The organism is Robbsia andropogonis, assembly GCF_000970345.1.
Classification (GTDB): domain Bacteria; phylum Pseudomonadota; class Gammaproteobacteria; order Burkholderiales; family Burkholderiaceae; genus Robbsia; species Robbsia andropogonis.
In genome coordinates this window covers 16,451-34,518 of record NZ_LAQU01000033.1, presented here as the reverse complement: position 1 = coordinate 34,518, position 18,068 = coordinate 16,451, and the positions used below count along the sequence as shown (strand labels likewise).

At 57.8% G+C, this 18,068-nt stretch carries 16 protein-coding genes and 1 pseudogene; 9 read left to right on the top strand and 8 right to left on the bottom strand.

Features of this window, described 5'->3' with window-relative positions; all coding sequences use genetic code 11:
- Positions 1-26 precede the first annotated feature (26 nt).
- The gene (locus WM40_RS21540) at positions 27-860 is read left to right on the top strand and encodes a GntR family transcriptional regulator (RefSeq protein WP_024901313.1); all 834 of its coding nucleotides are present in this window, start codon (positions 27-29) and stop codon (positions 858-860) included.
- A gap of 20 nt (positions 861-880) precedes the next feature.
- Here WM40_RS21540 and WM40_RS21535 read toward each other — a convergent pair whose 3' ends face one another.
- The 4 genes from WM40_RS21535 to WM40_RS21520 form a co-directional block, all read right to left on the bottom strand.
- Positions 881-1,696: a helix-turn-helix domain-containing protein gene (locus tag WM40_RS21535; protein ID WP_024901312.1), complete on the bottom strand. Its 816-nt coding sequence runs from the start codon at positions 1,694-1,696 to the stop codon at positions 881-883.
- Between the two features lie 545 nt (positions 1,697-2,241).
- Entirely contained in the window at positions 2,242-3,567 is a 1,326-nt protein-coding gene (locus tag WM40_RS21530) for an MFS transporter (protein ID WP_046153932.1), read from the bottom strand.
- Positions 3,568-3,881: 314 nt separating this feature from the next.
- Positions 3,882-4,532, bottom strand: coding sequence for an NADPH-dependent F420 reductase (locus WM40_RS21525; protein ID WP_260843681.1), 651 nt, complete (start codon positions 4,530-4,532; stop codon positions 3,882-3,884).
- Between the two features lie 38 nt (positions 4,533-4,570).
- Positions 4,571-5,422, bottom strand: a complete 852-nt coding sequence (locus tag WM40_RS21520) for a fumarylacetoacetate hydrolase family protein (RefSeq protein WP_046153931.1) — start codon at positions 5,420-5,422, stop codon at positions 4,571-4,573.
- A 488-nt stretch (positions 5,423-5,910) separates the two neighbouring features.
- Between WM40_RS21520 and WM40_RS21515 the strand changes: the two genes are divergently transcribed.
- Positions 5,911-6,399: a flavin reductase gene (locus tag WM40_RS21515; protein ID WP_046153930.1), complete on the top strand. Its 489-nt coding sequence runs from the start codon at positions 5,911-5,913 to the stop codon at positions 6,397-6,399.
- 79 nt (positions 6,400-6,478) lie between these two features.
- On the opposite strand, the gene WM40_RS21510 is transcribed toward WM40_RS21515, so the two are convergent.
- Entirely contained in the window at positions 6,479-6,826 is a 348-nt protein-coding gene (locus WM40_RS21510) for a Rieske (2Fe-2S) protein (RefSeq protein ID WP_046153929.1), read from the bottom strand.
- A 417-nt stretch (positions 6,827-7,243) separates the two neighbouring features.
- Here WM40_RS21510 and WM40_RS21505 point away from each other — a divergent pair, with 417 nt between their 5' ends.
- The 6 genes and pseudogenes from WM40_RS21505 to WM40_RS30320 form a co-directional block, all read left to right on the top strand.
- Positions 7,244-8,398: a thiolase domain-containing protein gene (locus WM40_RS21505; RefSeq protein WP_046153928.1), complete on the top strand. Its 1,155-nt coding sequence runs from the start codon at positions 7,244-7,246 to the stop codon at positions 8,396-8,398.
- Positions 8,395-8,820 (top strand): Zn-ribbon domain-containing OB-fold protein, encoded by a 426-nt coding sequence (locus tag WM40_RS21500; protein WP_046153927.1) that lies wholly within the window; start codon positions 8,395-8,397, stop codon positions 8,818-8,820. The genes WM40_RS21505 and WM40_RS21500 overlap by 4 nt, the downstream gene beginning before the upstream one ends.
- Positions 8,820-10,223 (top strand): 3-oxoacid CoA-transferase, encoded by a 1,404-nt coding sequence (locus tag WM40_RS21495; RefSeq protein WP_046153926.1) that lies wholly within the window; start codon positions 8,820-8,822, stop codon positions 10,221-10,223. Before WM40_RS21500 ends, WM40_RS21495 begins: the two co-directional genes overlap by 1 nt.
- A 570-nt stretch (positions 10,224-10,793) precedes the next feature.
- On the top strand, positions 10,794-12,134 hold the full coding sequence (locus tag WM40_RS21490) for a carbohydrate porin (protein WP_157685890.1): 1,341 nt from the start codon (positions 10,794-10,796) through the stop codon (positions 12,132-12,134).
- Positions 12,135-12,261: 127 nt separating this feature from the next.
- On the top strand, positions 12,262-13,389 hold the full coding sequence (gene ribB, locus WM40_RS21485) for a 3,4-dihydroxy-2-butanone-4-phosphate synthase (RefSeq protein ID WP_046153925.1): 1,128 nt from the start codon (positions 12,262-12,264) through the stop codon (positions 13,387-13,389).
- Between the two features lie 273 nt (positions 13,390-13,662).
- Positions 13,663-13,740, top strand: a pseudogene (locus tag WM40_RS30320) (IS3 family transposase); the annotation flags it as partial.
- Between the two features lie 71 nt (positions 13,741-13,811).
- Here WM40_RS30320 and WM40_RS21480 read toward each other — a convergent pair.
- Positions 13,812-14,390: a cation transporter gene (locus tag WM40_RS21480; protein ID WP_330218170.1), complete on the bottom strand. Its 579-nt coding sequence runs from the start codon at positions 14,388-14,390 to the stop codon at positions 13,812-13,814.
- Between the two features lie 129 nt (positions 14,391-14,519).
- Here WM40_RS21480 and WM40_RS21475 point away from each other — a divergent pair, with 129 nt between their 5' ends.
- Complete coding sequence (locus WM40_RS21475; RefSeq protein ID WP_046153923.1) at positions 14,520-14,921, top strand: MerR family transcriptional regulator; 402 nt, start codon at positions 14,520-14,522, stop codon at positions 14,919-14,921.
- A gap of 135 nt (positions 14,922-15,056) precedes the next feature.
- On the opposite strand, the gene WM40_RS21470 is transcribed toward WM40_RS21475, so the two are convergent.
- Together WM40_RS21470 and WM40_RS30315 are read right to left on the bottom strand one after the other, a co-directional pair.
- The gene (locus WM40_RS21470; RefSeq protein ID WP_169786171.1) at positions 15,057-16,577 is read right to left on the bottom strand and encodes an MDR family MFS transporter; all 1,521 of its coding nucleotides are present in this window, start codon (positions 16,575-16,577) and stop codon (positions 15,057-15,059) included.
- On the bottom strand, positions 16,574-17,998 hold the full coding sequence (locus WM40_RS30315; protein ID WP_157685889.1) for an FCD domain-containing protein: 1,425 nt from the start codon (positions 17,996-17,998) through the stop codon (positions 16,574-16,576). The genes WM40_RS21470 and WM40_RS30315 overlap by 4 nt, the downstream gene beginning before the upstream one ends.
- Positions 17,999-18,068 lie beyond the last annotated feature (70 nt).

Genomic DNA, 18,068 nt, shown 5'->3' with positions numbered 1-18,068 from the left:
CGCATTCCGCTCGAGGATACGGCACAATGACGCGATACGACGGTGTGCCGACACGAGAGCGGAAAACGATGGCTGGACGGGAAGGGCTGATAAAAGCACGACAGCAGGTGGGCGCGGCCACACCGGATGACGTACCGGTGCCCGGGACCGATTCCCGGCGTGTGCAGCGGATGATGCGCGCGGGTGCCGAGTCGGACGTGCCTGATGCTTTCTCGGGTCCGTTGGGCGCGGTTGGGCGCATCAGCCTCAGTGAGCGTGCCTATCGGCAGCTTCGGGACATGATTCTCGACAGTCAATTGAGCGCTGGGGACCTGCTTAACGAGCAACGGGCGGCAGATCGCCTCGCCATGTCGCGCACGCCCATTCGCGAGGCGCTGTTGCGCCTGACGGGTGAAGGACTGCTGATTCGAGCCGGTGCGCGTAGCTTTTCCGTACGCACCGTGTCGTCGCGCGAATTCTTCGAAAGCATGCGCGTGCGCGAGACATTGGAAGCGCAGGCGATCGAGTGGGGCGTGCAGCGCCTGAGCGTTGCCACGCTGGATATGCTCGAGGCACGGGTGCATGCCGTCGAGCATCTGCCGCATGCTGCCGCGGCGCATCGTGAGGTGGACGATCTACTGCATCGCACCATTGCCGAGGCGTCGGGAAACGCGGTCCTGGTGCAATTGATCCTGGATATGCGGCTCAACGCGCGCTTGTTCCGCGTCAGCAGCACCTTGCATCGCCAACAGGAAAATCATATCGAGCACCTCGCCATCGTGGCGGCGCTGCGTGCCCGGGACGGCGCGATGGCACGCCACGCGATGCTGCAACACATCCGTGGACTGCAGGATGATGTGATCCACGCGATTACCGGCTGACCGTCGCCGATTTGCTGTAATCAAAGGCTGATTTGCATCGGGACATGCCGTGGTGTGGCCTGCCAGTCGATTCCCGCTGTTTCAAGGCCATGTTCTATTTCCGCCTTCGCTTCTCGCAATACCGGCAGGCAGCGCGAGATGGCTGCCTCTTGCGCAATTAAAGAGGAGGGCCATACGGTGCTGATGCAGCCGAACACCCTGCCTTGGGATAACACCGCCAATGCGATACTGCTGCAACGTTTATACGGTACTTCGTCGGAGGCACAATACCCGTTCACTTGAACCGAGCGAATCATGTGAATGATGTGGTGCGGGTCCCGCGCCACGCGATCTTCCGGTGCCTGTGACTTGCGTAGGTGCGCCAAAATCTCATGTCGCTGCTCGTCGCGAGCAAACGCCAGATAAGCCCATCCCAGTGGTGTCGACAACATCGGGATTCGCCGGCCGACGGCCCCTAATCCAATCGACTGGGGACTGAAGCGGTCGGTACTTTCGCGCACGACGATGCTGTCATCCTCGAAAGTGGATACGGCGCTTGGCCATTTCAGTTGTTGCCTGCGCCGAAATAGTATCGGTGTTGCCACCGAGACGAATACGGATTCACACGTGACTCCCCCACTCAGACGACGCACCGCTATCGTCAGTCGATAGATATTTTCATCCGGATGCACGCGCTCGATAAAACCGCCATGGGCAAGCGTTTCGATAATGCGGTAAACCGTTGGCAAGGGTAACGTGAGTGCTTTGGCGACTTCTTGTGCCGAAGCGGTTCTTACTTTATTGAGATAGCCCAGAACGTTAAGGCCACGATCAAGGGTCCGCAGTCGCGTTGCCATTTCCCCCCCACCAGTCCAATGAATTCAACCGACCTTCACGCACCTTGCCTCGCAAGCCATGGACATGCCGATGTGCTTTTTCCCTGGCGCCATGACCTAGGCAAGGTGATTGCGTCGTATCTCACGATAAATAATAGAAACGTTTTATCACGGCTGCCTTTTTCCAGCTATTGGCATCAGCCCCGATCACGGGGATGCGTCTTGGAATGATTGCAGATCGTGCATCATGCCATTCTTGGAATGGCGCCGCGAGGTCGTTGTGAGGCAGGCGCGAAGACGCGCGCGTCGGCGCGCGAAACGAGGTGTTTAAGGGAGGAGAGAAGAGGGGGGGCAATCCGTGACCGGGATAACGCAGCAGGCATGCCGACGACGTTTTGCATTGCAGCAAGCACGTGCCGTGGGTCTGGCTCGAAAGCCTGGGGTTGGAAAGGCAGGCTACGTGATAGGCGCCGCTTGCCGGAGCGAGTGGTGCCATCCGGCGCGAGCTGAAAGCGTCAGGCGCGGGTACCGTGAGGTTTAGCCATTTGCCGATTCGATCTGCCTCGTCACGCGCGCCATCGACATCGTTGCCTCATGCATTCCTCGAGGGGGGGGTAGTATTCTTCAGCGGGCCCTTCAGCGGCTTTTATGGACTTTGGTGGACCGATGAGGCGTAGCAGGACCATTGCGACCACTGCCATCATGACGATGACGATAATGACCGGTTGATAGCGACCGGCCCTGTCGAAATAGATACCCGCCGCGATCGGGCTGACCGCCGCGCCTGCCGTTTGAATCAGTAGTCCGAGCGCGGTCAGCATCGGGAACACCTGGACACCCCAATAGGTGCTCAGTAATACCATCGGGCCTACTTGTGCCGCACCGAACCCTAGACCGTAGAAGACGGCGTACCCATACAGACCCAGTGAGCCTTTCGCGTAGATCAATGTGAAAAGGCCAAGTGCGAACAATGCCAAGGCGCCGAAATAGGCTCGCCTGGGGCCGATGCGCTGTGCGATCGATCCAATGCCAAAATTGCCTGCCACCATGGCTGCCGAGATGATCGAGATGGTCGCGGCGGCTGTTACCGGCGAATGTCCGATATCGCGTAAATGGGCTTGCGCATGCGCAATGACGAACGCTGACCCGCAGGTGGTGGCAAACATGCTGTAATAGATTGCCCATAACGCCGGGGACCATAGTACCTCCCGGAACCGCGGCGCCTCTCCGGTGGCTTCTTTCGGAGGCGGAAATTTCAGGGTGGAGTGGTATTCGCGATCGGCATTCTCCCACGCTTCGAATTGCTCTTCACGCGGGTTGTCGCGTACAAAGATCAGAGCGACGAAGAGTCCTAGAACGGCAAACCCGACGAATACCCAGCACCCCATGCGGTAACCGACCCCTGAACCCTGAATCGCCCAGGTCACCAGCCACACGAAGACGAAGCCGCCGATCCCCATGGCGGCATAGAGCACGGATAATGCGAAAGCCCGTCGGTAGCCGAACCATGCGGCTACCGCTGTCTGACAGGGAATCACGCTGGCGAATGTCGCGGCTATGCCAATGGCCCCAAATGCCAGCGCCGCTTGCCACGGAGCCGTTACCAAGGTGCCTAGCGCGATTGCCGCCGCCGCCATCAGAATACAGCCGATGATCAGGCACCAGCGCACGCCAATCCTTGTCGTCAGTGCGGCGACGAACGGCGCGCAGAGACCGTTCGCGGCCATGTTCGCTGCGATAAGCAGTCCGAGTGTGCTGCGTTCCCAGTGCAGATTGGCCGTCATATAGGTGCCGAGGACGCTGCCGCCGTAGATGGGTAGCGCCATGCTCACGCACATCATGAACGACAGCGCGCCCAGGACAATCCAACGAGATTGCAAACTTGTTGTCATAAGGGGTCTGCCAGTCAAAACGAAGGTCTATCCCATCACTAGGCCGTGGCGGAGCGAATGGGGGAGGGTACAACGCAACGGCATGCGCCGCACCGCCAATAACGCAACGCAATGCCATCATTCGCAGACACACGCCTCTTCGGAGGCTTATCGGAATGATGGATCGCCCGCCATCTGACAATGCGTCAACCTCGTCGCGTTGCTCACGCCAAGTCGACGGTGTACGGCAACGGCGGCCCAGGCTGGCACAAACGGGTGTGCACCACCCTGACAACCGCACCTACCGTTGCGACGCGCCTCGATGCGCCGTTTAGTCACTTATCGCCATGACGCGCCGTGTTCAGTAGCGCTTGCGCTTCCTTGGGGGCAAGCAATCTCATCTTGAGCGAAAGTGGCCCTCCCATGCCATGCAGTTTGCCTCCGTCGGCCAGCGAACCCGCATCGATCGGCTCACCACCGATGTCTCGGATCAGTTGTGCCACCGTTGCCTTGGCTTGCGCATCGTCCCCCGAAAAGAAGATCGCACCGCTGTCACCCTCGGGCGGAAGACCCGCGGCAAAAACCGGAATCGGTTCGTAGTTGAAGGTTTTCACCACATGCGCGCCTGGAAGCTTCTCCGCGACCACCTCGCTGGAACCGCGGCCACCGATATCGATAAGATCCTCCGGGCGAGGACCACGGCGGTTGTTGGTGGTGTCGATCACGATTTTCCCGGTCCATGCGCCGGCAGCGGCCACCGCGGCGGATGTTTTCTCCCATGGCGTGGCGAGAATGACCACATCGGCATCGGCGAGCATCTGTTTCGCGTCCGCCGCGCGTACACCCGGGCCCAGTTGCTCGACCAGGGTCTGCAACGATGCCGGTCCCCGGGAGTTGCTAATGATGACGCGATGACCGCCGGACACCAGTTTGGGTACTAACATTTGCGCCATTTTCCCAGCGCCCAGAATGCCGATATTCATAATATTCTTATCCTTTACGATTAGCTGAGGAAGCGCTTTGCTTACGCTTCGCGTTCAACGACGTTGCGAAGCACGCCGATTTCCGAGATTTCCACTTCGACCACGTCGCCATCCTTCATGAAAAGCGGTGGCTTGCGGCGTACGCCCACACCGCCTGGTGTGCCGGTCACGATGACATCGCCCGGCTCGAGCTCCGTGAACGTCGAGCAATACGTGATCAGTTCGGCAATCGAAAAGATCATCTGCCGGCTCGTCGCGCGCTGAACCTCCACGCCGTTTAATCGCGTGCTGAGATGCAGCTCGGGATCATCGCCGAACTCGTCGGCCGTGCTCATCCAAGGTCCGAATCCGCCGGTACGCCAAAAGTTCTTGCCTGGCGTCCATTGATGCGTATGACCCTGCCAGTCGCGGACCGAGGCATCGTTGTACGGCGCATAACCGGCGACATGCGTCCAGACCTGATCCAGAGGAATGCGTCGGCCCGCTTTACCGATGATGACGGCGATTTCTCCCTCGTAGTCCAGTTTCTCGGACTCCGGAGGAGCGGGAATCACGCCAAGATGACCTATTTGGGAATTAGTGAAACGACCGAGTACCGGTGGCTTGAGCGTAGGTTCCCTCTGGATCTCTGTACGATGCTCTTCGTAGTTGATGCCGATGCAGATAATCTTTGGTGGCTTTGGGATGACGGGCAGAAACGTAATGCGCTCCGCGGTGAAGTCGGGTTTTACGTCCTTGACTGTCGCGGCGATCTCGGGCAGCACCCCGGCTTGCAACACGCTCAGCAAATCGGGATATTGACTCCCGAAGCGTTGCGTCAGGTCGACCACACCATCTCCGACCCATACACCGAACCTCTGCGAACCGTCCACTTCAAAACTCAGCAGCTTCATTGTCTCTCTCACATGTTTTTAGCAACGGATAGGGCGTATGCACTGGGTGAAAGAAGACTAGCGCGCGAGACTGCCAATGAACAAGCATGCGCACGGTGCTGTCCGGTCTGTGTATCTTGGACCGTCGGGAGATGCCGGCACCCGGTCCCGTGTGTTCCAGCCGCGTGTCGTCGGTGGTCCGATCGCGTGGCGGACGACGCATGATTTTTTTTGGGGATATCAGTTTTTCTGGCAGGAAACGCCCGAAACGGGGCCGTCATCTGCGTATACCCGAATCGGCGATACACACGCCGGACAGCATGGGGGATGGACTTGTTCCATGGTCTCTCCACGCGCTAGTCTTCCCTTAGCTGGGTGGGCCGTTCTGACGCGATGTCTCTCGGCGATAGATCTGCCGAGGGTGTCATGACAGTACTTGCTATCGCCGCGCTGTACGTTCAAATCCATACGCCCGCGCAGTATCTCCACCATACGTCGCGGACACCAAGATGATTGACCAACTCAACTTTCGCGAAGCCATGTCTCGGCTCATCGGGGCGGTAACCGTCATTACCACGGACGGCCCTGCCGGCCGTGGCGGTTTCACGGCATCGGCAGTCTGTAGCGTGACAGACGACCCTCCCATGCTGCTGGTGTGCATGAATCGAAATAGCCGCCAGCACGCAGTGTTCAATGGCAATGGCGTGCTATGTGTCAATGTGCTTACAGCAGATCAGGAACAGGTATCCAGGACGTTTGCAAGTGCGGCAACGGTTCAGGAACGCTTTCAGATCGATCAGTGGAGCGTGCTGGAGACAGGTGCGCCAACGCTGGACAATGCGTTGGTGAATTTTGATGCTCGTATCGTCCAGACCGTCGAGGCAGGGACGCACAGTATTTTCCTCTGCGCTATCGCCGCGGTGAGGATTGCCCCGGACGAACATTCGGGCCTGGCGTATTACGGGCGGAAATATCACGCACTTGCGTTGCAGAAATGAGTTGGCAACGCCGTATCATGGCATTGCGCACGGGCATCAGCGGGTGACACGAGGCCGTCTCGTTTCGATGGCGAAGCGGCTATCGGGCGAACACCACCCACCCCGACGTGTCGACTTCGACCGGTATCGCCTCCAGCGTGGCGCCCTCGCACGGACCTTCGATGCACCGCCCATCCTCGAATCTGAATAGCGCGCTATGGTGCGCACACATCACCACCTGGGACCGGTAGCACAGCACCTTTCCGGGTTCGAAATCGAGCGGAATCGAAAAGTGCGGGCAACGGTTCACATAAGCCCAGACTTGCTGACCGCGACGGAGCACCACCAACGCGCGGCCGTCACTGTCTTCGTTGATGATGCGGGCACCGCCATCCGGGCTTGGCGGCGCGACCTGATTAGACGCTTCGAGTCCGAGAAGGCCGCTCAATAAGGTGCATTCCTTCAAATCGTTGAATCCTCCTGTTAAGCGACGATCAGGGAAGGGTGGTATTGATTGAAAGGAGAGGCTGTGCCGTTGATTCGGGCAGCCTCTTTGACGTTAACGGGTCTGTTTTAAGCATTGTCCCGCCAATCGCATTGCGCGAGAGATGATCGAGTCGGTTTCACACACTGTCTGATATCCACGCAATCTTGATGTCATTGACAGCTTGTTTTCCGCGAGTACGGGGCTTCGTCAGAAGACGAGATAAGGAACCGCGCATCCTTGCACGAAGCGATAATCGGAAGGCTGTTCCAACCCACTCTCGCCTGTCGATTCACACGGCGGACACTTGCGCGGCGTGCTTGGAAGCGATAGCCCTGTGACGCTACTCTAGCGATATCGCAATGTGCCGTGGAGTAGTGCGTGAGCTTGAACGGAAAAGCGTTTATCGTCGGTGCGTATGAGCACCCAGCCCGAGACTTGCCAGATCGGTCGGCGGCGCAAATTCATGCGGAAGTGGCGCTGGGCGCCCTTGCTGACGCTGGACTCGCGCTGAAGGATGTGGATGGTTTTTTTTGCAATGGCCAGCTTGGTTTCGGCGCCATCTCGCTAGCCGAATATATCGGCCTGAAGAATCTGCGCTATACGGATTCGACTTTTACAGGTGGATCGTCCTATCTTTGTCACGTCGGTCATGCGGCGCTCGCGGTGGCAAGCGGAAAGTGCCGTATCGCGCTGGTGACACAAGGCGCGCGTGTCCGGGGAATCGTTCGAGGTGCGAAACTACCTCCTGAAACGCCGGAGTATGCTTTCGAGACCCCTTACGGCGAAACCAATATCGGTATCTATGCGCTGGCGGCACAGCGCCATATGTACGAATATGGAACCACCGCCCGGCAACTTGCCGAAGTGAAGGCGGCGGCCGCGTTTCATGCGCAGTTCAATCCGAACGCGTTGCTGCGCAAACCGGTCACGGTCGAGGAGGTGCTCGCATCGCCTTTCGTTGCCGATCCACTGCGACGATTGGATTGCTGTGTCGTTACCGACGGCGGCGGTGCGGTGATCGTGACGACTCCGGAGGTGGCGGCCGACTTAACGCGCCAGTCGGTGAAGGTGCTTGGCCACGGTGAAGCGATCAAGCACACCATGTCGGGTCGTCTGGACGCGACTTATACCGCTGCCGTTTGGTCGGGTCCCGTGGCCTTCAAGGAGGCTGGGGTAACGACGGATGATATCGATTACGCCTCTATCTACGATTCCTTCACGATTACCGTATTGATGACGCTGGAAGATCTTGGGTTTTGCAAGAAGGGGCAGGCTGGTGCGTTCGTTGCGGACGGCGCGTTGCGCATTGGCGGTCAACTCCCTGTCAATACCGATGGCGGTGGATTGTGCAACAACCACCCAGGCTATCAGGGCGGTATGGTCAAGATCATTGAGGCGGTTCGTCAGCTTCGTGGTGAAGCCAATCCGGAAGTACAAGTCAAAAATTGTGAAGTCGCACTGGCGCATGGCACGGGCGGGGGTATCTCCCGGCTGTGCAGCGCGACGTTGATTCTTGGTCGAGGTGATGCATGAATGCGCCCCAATTACCGGTGCCGGCGCCGCCCGTGGTCCCGGAGACAAAGCCGTTTTGGGATGGCACGAAGGCCGGTCGGTTGATGTTGCCGCGTTGCCCGCGGTGTAGCTTTGTCATCTGGTATCCGCGGCAATTCTGCCCAGAGTGCGGACATGATTCGGTCGAGTGGTTCGAGGCAAGCGGATGCGGGACGGTTTACAGCTTCACGATCGTTCACCGCGGCGAAGGGGCGTATCGCGAGACACCGTCCTATGTGCTCGCCTTGGTCGACCTTGATGAAGGGCCGCGCGTGCTGACCAATATCGTCGACTACGATCCTGCGCAACTGAAAATCGGCCTGCCATTAAAAGCGGTGTTTTGCGATGCGGGGGATGACGCTGCCTTGCTTCGTTTCCGGCCACTTCTTACCGATATAACATAATGACAAAGATCTTTTCCTCGCCAGAGGCTGCAGTAGCGGACATCCCGAACGGATCGACTATCGCCATTGCCGGCTTTGGCGTGGGACACAGCTATCCGAACAGTTTGGTGATCGCGCTGAAGGAGCAGGGCGCGAGCGATCTATGCGTGGTTGCCAATTCGCTTGGTGCCGGAGAATTTCGGCCGGAGCTACTGTTAGAGAACGGGCAGATTGCCAAGGTCGTTCTATCCTTTTCAGCAAGGCCCGGATTTCCGTCTCTTGTTGAGCAACGCGCCGCTGCCGGCGAGGTACAGCTTGAAATGGTGCCGCAAGGCATTCTGGTGGAGCGCCTGCGTGCCGCTGCTGCCGGGTTGCCGGCGTTCTACAGTCCGGTGACTGTCGGAACCCCGCTGGCCAAAGGCAAGGAAGTGCGCGAGTTCGGCGACAAACAATATGTGCTCGAACACGCTCTACCGGTTGACTATGCACTGGTGCGAGGCTTTCGCGCAGACACGAATGGCAACGTCGAGTTTCGCGGCAGTAGCACGCATTTCCATCCGAGCTTCGCAAAGGGTGCGCGGGTTGCCATCGTCGAGGTCGAGGAAATCGTGGAGGCCGGTACCATCGCACCCGAGCGCGTCGGCTTGCCGGGTATCTTCGTGTCCCGTATCGTGCTTACGACCAGGAAAATCGCCATACCCAAGGGTGCCCTCAGGCGTCGAGCGCCGGATAGCCGGCGAGAGTATTTTGGCAAGCCGGCCTTGTCTCGAATGGAATTTGCGCAACGCGCCGCGGCGCTATTGCCGGAGCATGGTTACGTTAATCTGGGCTCCGGGTTGCCGACCTTGGTGGCCTCGCATGTCGGCGGGCGAAGCATTACGCTCCATGCCGAGAACGGTGCCTTGGGTTACGAGCTACTCGATGATTCGGGGGTGCCGGATTCCGATCTCTTTGATGCCGCCGGCGGTTTTATAGAGATGCGGCCCGGCGGCGCATTGTTCGACAGTGTCGTGTCGTTCGAAGTAGCGCGTTCGGGCAAGCTATCAGCTGTGCTGCTGGGTGCGTATCAGGTTGCACAAAACGGCGACCTTGCCAATTGGAGCGTACCCGGTCAGGTAGGAGGGGGTATTGGTGGCGCGATGGATCTGATCGCTGGCGGAAGCAAGCTCATCATCGTGATGGAACATAGCGACAGCAAGGGGCGCGCAAAGCTGGTACGGGAGTGCCAATATCCCCTTACCGCGCCGCAATGCGTCGATATGATCGTCACGGATCTTGCTTTGCTTGTGCGTCGCGGAAACCGGTTCGTACTGGAAGAAGTGGCTCCTGGCTTCTCGCCAGCTGAAGTCCAGCAGTTGACCGATATGGATCTAGTGATCGCGGACAACGTTCGCGTCATGCATGCCGATACCAAACCCGTGTGAGGAGCCATGCTGCATTGCAATGAGATGCTGCCACGGCGATGATCGATTTGCATGAACAGGACGAATTACAACAGGAGCGTAAACCCTTGTTAAGCGCGGCCGTTGAGAAGGTATGGTGAGCGCGGCATTCGTTCTGGTCTGAATCATCGAGCAAAGAGGACGAGCGAACAACGCACATGTTGCTTTCCAATCCGCGGCATCTTAATAAAAATCTCATGCCACATGCGCTAACGTTCGATACCGCAGAGGTACAGCTGGCGCTTGATACGAGACATCACATCTGGAGAATACGAGGCTGGAGCCGGCCGATCTGACAAAATTCAAGTAACAAAAGCTTTCCTCCTTGTCGCCCACGAGCAATCTGCGGTCCGGTTGCTCGTCGCGATAGATGCACCTATTTTTTTGGGGGCACTGCGCTGATGATGAGCGCTGGTACCAAGAAGTGCTTTCCAAATAAATAATAAGGAGGAGACTTTGGACCAGAATTGGCTCTCAGCATCACTGTCGCCGTCGAGGCGTAAGATCATCTCGCTGGCGTCGTTGGTTGCTTTCCTCGGGACATTCGATTGCGTGGCGGAGGCACAAACATCTGAGAGTACGCAAGCATCGCAGATGTCAGTTGCGCAAGCACCGCCATCGTCGGCGGTTCCCGACCTGTCAAGATCGCTTTCCACGGGCAGCTTTGATTGTCAAAAGTACGATCAATACAATACCCGTATCATGAGCACGATCTACTTGCCATCTACATGCGATACCGTCTTTCCAAAATTATTCGGCCTTCGGCCCTGGCTGGCCGAATCCGGTTGGGGTATACAGGCATCGATTTCACCTGTGGCGGAGTATGACGTTTTAAACCGCTATCGGTCTGGGTCGCAAAACTACGCCGGGCAACGTGCTAGCGCCTATTCCATTACGAACATCTACGTTACCTATGATTTGAGTCGTATCGGGTTTCCCCTCGGTTCGCAATTTACCGGCAGCGCTTCTCAGATTTTTTCTAACGGTAGAACGGGCGAGGCGCCCGTGATGGACCCGGCGATGACCACGTTGGCTATCAGCGTGCCATTGTTTGGGAATGCACTTGAGTTGAAGGCTGGTTACCTGCTGACCGTGCAGGACTTCGTGGGGATGAACCTCACCGGGAACGCAGGGTCTGCCGCACAGGGGTTGCAAAGCTCCATTCCGGCGCTGGTAGGCATGAGCGTCTACACGCCCACGCCTACCGCGGAGGTTACTGTCAGGGATCCGTGGACAAAGAACTTTTACTACCATTTTGGGGTGGCGCGGAGTATCAGTTCATCCGGTGCAATTGTAGAGTTGTCGGAAAATCCGACGGGCTTCAGATGGCGGACCCCGGATACCGGGCCGTTGTTTATCAATGAAGTTGGCTATAAAACCGGTGTGTCGAAAGACAGCAAGACAATCTGGGCGAGAGCCGGCTTTATTTACAATACAACCGACTATACGAGATTCAATGGACAGACAGCGAGCAATAACTATGCGGCGTATGCCGGGTTTACCATGCAGCTCCTCAAGAATGCGAACAACCCAGGAGGATTGAGCCTCGATATCAAAGTGGACGCGGCGCCCTCCGATCGCAATTTGTTTACCAAGGATTATGCGGTCAATCTGTTCTATGTCGGCCCTTTTGCGAGCCGCCCATACGACATGATCTCGGTTGGTTTCAGCAAGAGCTATGAAAGTAGTAACTTGCAGGCGATCGAAGCGGCACGCGGCCTTGTCAATACTTCCACCGTATCCACGCAAGGCGCCATTTCATATTCGTATCGCGTACGGCCGGGGATCTATTTGATCTCGACGGCATCGTTGATCACGAATCCGGGAACGGTGGCGGGCGAGAAGCTGCCAAGGGCACTGATCCTCAATGAGAAGTTGATGATGTCGTTCTAGATCCATGAACCTGGGCTACTCGCCGATATCCCCCGGGGAGTAGCGCCAATATTGATGATGTCATCGAACGTGAGGCAGGCACCGACGCAATGAGGATTACCGATTGGGCATCTATGATGCAAGAAAAATGAATCTGTCCGCTGAAACGCGATCCTGTATTTCCTCGCCTCAGGCGATCATCAATGAAGCGCGCAATGGCCGCATGTTCATCCTGGTCGACGATGAAGATCGTGAAAACGAGGGTGATCTCGTCATTCCGGCCCAGATGGCCACGCCGGACGCGATCAATTTCATGGCAACGCATGGTCGAGGGCTGATTTGCCTCGCAATGACCGAGTCGAGGGTCGAACAACTGAAGCTTGAACTAATGAGTCGTTCCAACGGCACACGCCATGAAACGGCTTTTACCATATCGATAGAAGCGCGAGAAGACGTCAGCACGGGCATCTCGGCAGCGGATCGCGCGCGTACGATCTCTGCCGCGATAGATCCCACAAAGGGGCCGTTGGATATCACCAGCCCTGGGCATGTCTTCCCTCTGCGAGCCCGTGATGGCGGCGTTTTGATCCGGGCCGGTCATACGGAAGCATCCGTGGATGTAGCACGTCTCGCCGGGTTGAACCCGTCCGGTGTGATCTGCGAAATCATGAAGGATGACGGCACGATGGCGCGGATGAACGATCTTATCGCGTTTGCACAGCGGCACGATATGAAGATCGGCACGATCCGGGATCTGATCGCCTATCGGTTGCGTCACGATCATCTGCTCGAGCGCAAGGCAACCACGACGTTCACGAGTAAATGGGGTGGCGAGTGGCTGGCCTATGCATACTGGAACAAGGCCAACAAGACCGAACAAGTGGCTTTGGTAAAGGGGATCATCGACCCGAGTCGGCCTGTGCTCGTACGAATGCACGCACTGTCTATTTTTTCTGATGCCTTTGGTGAGGCAGGTGCGGAATCGGGTCACCTCGCCCGGTCGATGGAAATGATCGGGGAGGAAGGGGCCGGTGTCGTGGTGATTATCAACAAGCCACAAACGGATGCCTTCGCCGCGACGGTTCGATTTCGTAACCAAGGTGATCGGGACGCGGAACTCAGGGAGCTACGCGACTACGGCGCCGGCGCGATGGTGCTTGCTGAACTCGGCGTTCAGCAAATGATCCTGTTGACGAATCATCGTCACAGCTTGTCCGCGATCTCGGGATACGGCTTGTCAGTTGTCGAGGAGCGTCCGATCACGGTTGCTGTATAGCAATCGCAGGCGGGCAGGATGACTGGAAGAATAATATTCCAACGATATGTCTCGGTTATTGCTGCCTGTGGAATGCTATCGACAACATCGTTTCAAGACGGAATTTGGTTCTGTTTGATCGATAGCCACACGTAATAATTAGTCGCGGTCGTATGGCGTCGTTATCTGACAGATCAGAAAAAAGGTAGATTCAACCGGTCGTCGCAACACCTTATTCTCGGAGGTGTCTCATGGGTCGTCCAGGGCAATGGATTCAACAGTTCACGGGCCGAGGAGCAATACATTCGCTACTACAACCACGATCGCATCAAAATGAAGCTTAAGGGCTTAAGTCCTGTTCAGTACCGTTAAAAGTACGTGGATGATTTGAAGATGCGGATTACGTCACCTCGTACGTTCCCAAGGACGCACCGGCAACGGGCCTAATTCTGCGCGGTTGATCGACTCTGTTGATAGCCTCGCAACTCCTCGTTGGACTGCCTAATGATACGTAGCGCTGAGGTCACCGCTAGAAACGACATAGTTGCAGCGACAATGAGGTCTGGCCACGCCGAACCTGTCCCAAATACGCCGAGCGCAGCGAGTAGTACGGCCAGGTTGCCGAGGGCGTCGTTACGGGTGCACAGCCATACGCTGCGCATGTTGCTGTCCCCTTCCCTGAATCGGTAGAGAAGCGCCGCGACGGTGCCATTGGCTAAAAGCGCACACGATCCTACGGCGCCCATGATCGGAACATTTGGTATCCGGTCAGTCGTGAAATGCCATACTGCCAACGCCAACACCCAAACGCCGAAAGCGAGCATGGACGCAGCTTTGAGGCGCGATGCCTTCACACGAACGTCGAGAGTCATTCCGAGAACAGCGAGGCTGATACCGTAGTTCGCCGCGTCGCCCAGAAAATCGAGCGAGTCAGCGAGAAGAGAAACGGATTCGCCCCGAAAACTAGATGCGAGCTCTACGGCAAACATAGCGCCATTGATCACCAGTGCGATCCACAGCAATTTGCGATATTGGGCGCTCGATTCACGTGGTGGCTCATCACAATGATGGCAGCAATCTCCTGGCATAGCGCCCGCGCTGAGGTTCTGAAAGGCGTATCCTGAACCCTGTAGCCACTACAGGGTCAAGCCATGGCTGAAATATATTCCATCGGAACGCTGAGCGAGGTGTCTGGCGTCAACATCGAAACTATTCGCTACTACGAGAAGGTCGGACTCTTGCCTGCCGCCAGTCGGGCGGGCAACGGATATCGCCAATATGACAAGGCGTCTGCGGACCAACTATCGTTCATTCGTCGCGGCCGAGAGCTCGGCTTCACTATCGACGAGATTCGCGAACTGCTTGCGCTCGTTCATCATCCGGATCGGCCTTGCGCCGATGCCGATCGCATGACGCGCGAACATCTGAAGGATATACAGGGAAAAATACGTGATCTGCAGCGGATGCAACGTGCGCTTAAACAGGTCGTCGGATGCCAAGGCCAGACTGCGGCGCACTGCGAGTTGGTCAGCGCTTTATCCAGGTCTTGCTGACCCAAATGCAAAAGGGCCGACGTGTCTAATCGACACGTTGGCCCTTCTCTCTCATACTGTCTAACTTCTGGGGGGCAGTTCAAATTTGCGCGACCCCACAAATAAAAAGGCTGCACGGCGGTGTGCGACGCCGTGTCAATGCATCGAAGCCGCGGGCTTATCGCTTTTACCATCGGCGCGGCCACGCAACAGGAGCAGGGCGGGACAACCGGCCAATACAACCATGCCAAGCGACCATAAAAACGCGTGACGAAAGACGTGTTCCAGTGCTGACGCAATCTCCCGTGGCACACTCGGCCCTGCGTCAGCGTGCAAGTTACCGGTACCCGCGCCAGGGACGAAACGAGATATCCCGTGCGTCAGGATCACCGCAAGCAACGCTGTGCCGAGGGCGCCGCCAGCACGCTGGATGACATTCAGCCCGCTCGTTGCGCGGGCGATCTCGTGTTTTCGTAATGTACTGAGGGCCGCACTCGTGGCAGGCATCATCGTCGCGCCTTTCCCGAGTCCTTCGAGGATCAGTATTCCTTCAATCTGCCAGAGCGGCATTGCACCGTCGATCATGCTCAATAGCAAAACTGATAACGCCATGCATGCTATCCCCGCCAACACCACTTTCCCCGCGCCAATCTTGTCGGCGAGATAGCCCGCCACTGGCATTGCTCCGCCGGCACCCAGCCCCTCGGCCGCAACCAGCATGCCCGTGGTGAAAGCCGAATAACCCCGTGCCATTTGAAAATATAAAGGCAGCAGCAACGATATGCCGAAACCAACGGCGCTCAACAGGAAGGTAATGAAGGCCACCGCGCCAACGGTCCGCCCACCAAACAGTCGCACATCGATCAACGCATCGTCGCGATGCAGGGCATGCAGGATGAATCCAACGATCATCGCCAGCCCGCCAAGCGTACAGCCATCCGCGATCAACGAATCGAAGTTGCCCGCTGCCGTCGTTCGCGCAAGGCCATAGACAAAAATTGCCAGGCCCGGTGAAAGCAGAAGCAAGCCTGGCCAGTCCAACGCGTGGTGCGGTTTGGATTCGTCGGGCTTCAGCACATGATAGGCCGCAAGGAACGCAATCGCGCCGACCGGTACATTGATGAAGAATATCCAGCGCCATGAAACGTCGTCCACAAGCCATCCGCCGAGGGTCGGACCCAGGATGGGGCCGAGCACGATGGGAAGTCCCACGATGCCCATCAAGCGTCCCATACGCTGTGGCCCCGCGGCTTGGCTCAGAAGCGTCATGCCGGCAGGCAGGATCATGCCACCCCCCAAGCCTTGCAGGACACGGAAGACGATCAGTGTCGTCATCGACCAGGCCGCACCAGACAATATGGACCCGTTCAGAAACAGCAGGATGGATGTGAGATAGAGGCGTTTGGTGCCAAAGCGGTCTGCAGCCCAGCCGGCGAGGGGGATGATTGTGGTGAGGGCCAGCATATATCCCGTCGAGATCCACTGCGTGGTTTCCAGCGGCGCATGGAAGGCCTTGGTCAATCCGCGGATCGCGACGTTGACGATGGTCGTGTCGAGTATCGACATGAAGGCGCCGAGGACCACGACGCCCGCGATGCGCAATAGCGGAGGGTCGAGTTTATCGGGTAAGTCGGAAGGGGGATTGGCACGGCGCACCACGCGATCGACGAGACTCACGAAACCCCCATTATTTCGTCCTTCATCAATGTGCTTTTGCGCTCGGCTGCCCTGACCGCGGCCGTCGCATCCCCCGTTTGGATGGCGCGCGAGATGGCCAGGTTGCAGGCATATGTGGCCGAGGCGCGCCTTTCCGAAAATCGCGCAAGGTCCGCCAGCGTCTTGCCGAGCAGGCATTGCAGCGCCAGGCTTCGCACGAAGATGGCCAGGATCGTGTTGTCCATCATGTCGAGTAACCTGTTTTCGATGTCGATAAGATCCGTCAGTTTGTCAATTTTCTGAGAGGGCAGATCCTCGCCCGGCAGCTCATTCGCATGCTTGTTACGATCGGCGGCCAAGCGTACACCTTCTATCACGAGCTGGCTTGCCAATCCAAAGTTCTGTTCATCGGAGATGCCGCCGCTGGCAATGCCCGAACTGATCAACCTTACGACGGGCCCGATTTTGGGGGGAGTGCTCATCACCCCACCGCTGCGCCCGCGGCAACAGGTAACGATGCCGAGATCCTCAAGCATGCGCAGGGCCGGACGTACAACCTCGGTGGTGTATCCGTAGCGTGCGCCTATTTCCCATTCGGACCCGAGCTTGAATGAAGCAGACGCCGTATGCGCCAGAATTTCCTCGACGAGCAATCCCGCCAGCCGGCCGGCCGCTTTTTTCATATCGAGGAAGGTCGTCCTCTGGTCGAAGCGGACGTGGTCCATGGGGCGATTCACCCCCACCATGTCTAGTAACTGTATACGGTCCCGGATCAGGCAGCATGCCGTTTCCGCGTCACCGTGCTGGGTGGCGTCGATGATCGCATTGTCCAAGGGGGCAATGTGGATCGCGGACGGTTCGACCAGGTTCAGCGGCGTGGTGCGCACGTAGCGTAGAGGCAGCGCCTCCAGAATATCCATGAGGAACGCGATGGCCGGATTGCCAGAGGCATGCGCGAGTTGGCGATGAAAGTTCGATCCGGGTGCCGTGCCTGCGATCGTGGGGGCATCGCGATACACGAAAGGTGCGTGACTGTTGATGATCGAGCGGATGGCCAACTGGCAAACGACGATGCGTGCATCGCGAAGGGCGCGGGGGGAGGCGCGGCTGAGGACGAGATGCAGAATCAGGGCTTCCGCGGTGTCGTTCAATCCGGGACGAGAGACATAGAGGCCGCCGCCAACACCGCGCCGGACATCGATGAGCCGCCGTGTTTCCATGATCGCGATGGCCTCCTGGCAGGCCTTGCGGCCCATCCCAAAGCGCTGCCGCAGTTCTGAAACGGACCCGATCAGATGGCCTTCCGGCCAGCCGCGCACGGAGAGATCCTCTTCCATGGCGGCCACCGTGTAATGCGCGAGCTTACTGGGCCTGTTGTCGGGACCGACAATGCGATCGCTGAACTCGCGTCGGACTTCCGCCCTGACACCAGTCATGTTCATGACGTCTCCTTCTTTTTTGTGTATGTCCGCGCCCGATCGAGCGCCGGCAATGCGGTCCTGCCATCACAGC

Coding starts and splice junctions, on each gene's coding strand:
- WM40_RS21495 (WP_046153926.1), top strand. CDS start 8,820: ATGACAAAGATCTTTTCCTCGCCAGAGGCTGCAGTAGCGGACATCCCG.
- WM40_RS30315 (WP_157685889.1), bottom strand. CDS start 17,998: ATGAACATGACTGGTGTCAGGGCGGAAGTCCGACGCGAGTTCAGCGAT.
- WM40_RS21530 (WP_046153932.1), bottom strand. CDS start 3,567: ATGACAACAAGTTTGCAATCTCGTTGGATTGTCCTGGGCGCGCTGTCG.
- ribB (WP_046153925.1), top strand. CDS start 12,262: ATGAATCTGTCCGCTGAAACGCGATCCTGTATTTCCTCGCCTCAGGCG.
- WM40_RS21515 (WP_046153930.1), top strand. CDS start 5,911: ATGATTGACCAACTCAACTTTCGCGAAGCCATGTCTCGGCTCATCGGG.
- WM40_RS21535 (WP_024901312.1), bottom strand. CDS start 1,696: ATGGCAACGCGACTGCGGACCCTTGATCGTGGCCTTAACGTTCTGGGC.
- WM40_RS21475 (WP_046153923.1), top strand. CDS start 14,520: ATGGCTGAAATATATTCCATCGGAACGCTGAGCGAGGTGTCTGGCGTC.
- WM40_RS21520 (WP_046153931.1), bottom strand. CDS start 5,422: ATGAAGCTGCTGAGTTTTGAAGTGGACGGTTCGCAGAGGTTCGGTGTA.
- WM40_RS21540 (WP_024901313.1), top strand. CDS start 27: ATGACGCGATACGACGGTGTGCCGACACGAGAGCGGAAAACGATGGCT.
- WM40_RS21500 (WP_046153927.1), top strand. CDS start 8,395: ATGAATGCGCCCCAATTACCGGTGCCGGCGCCGCCCGTGGTCCCGGAG.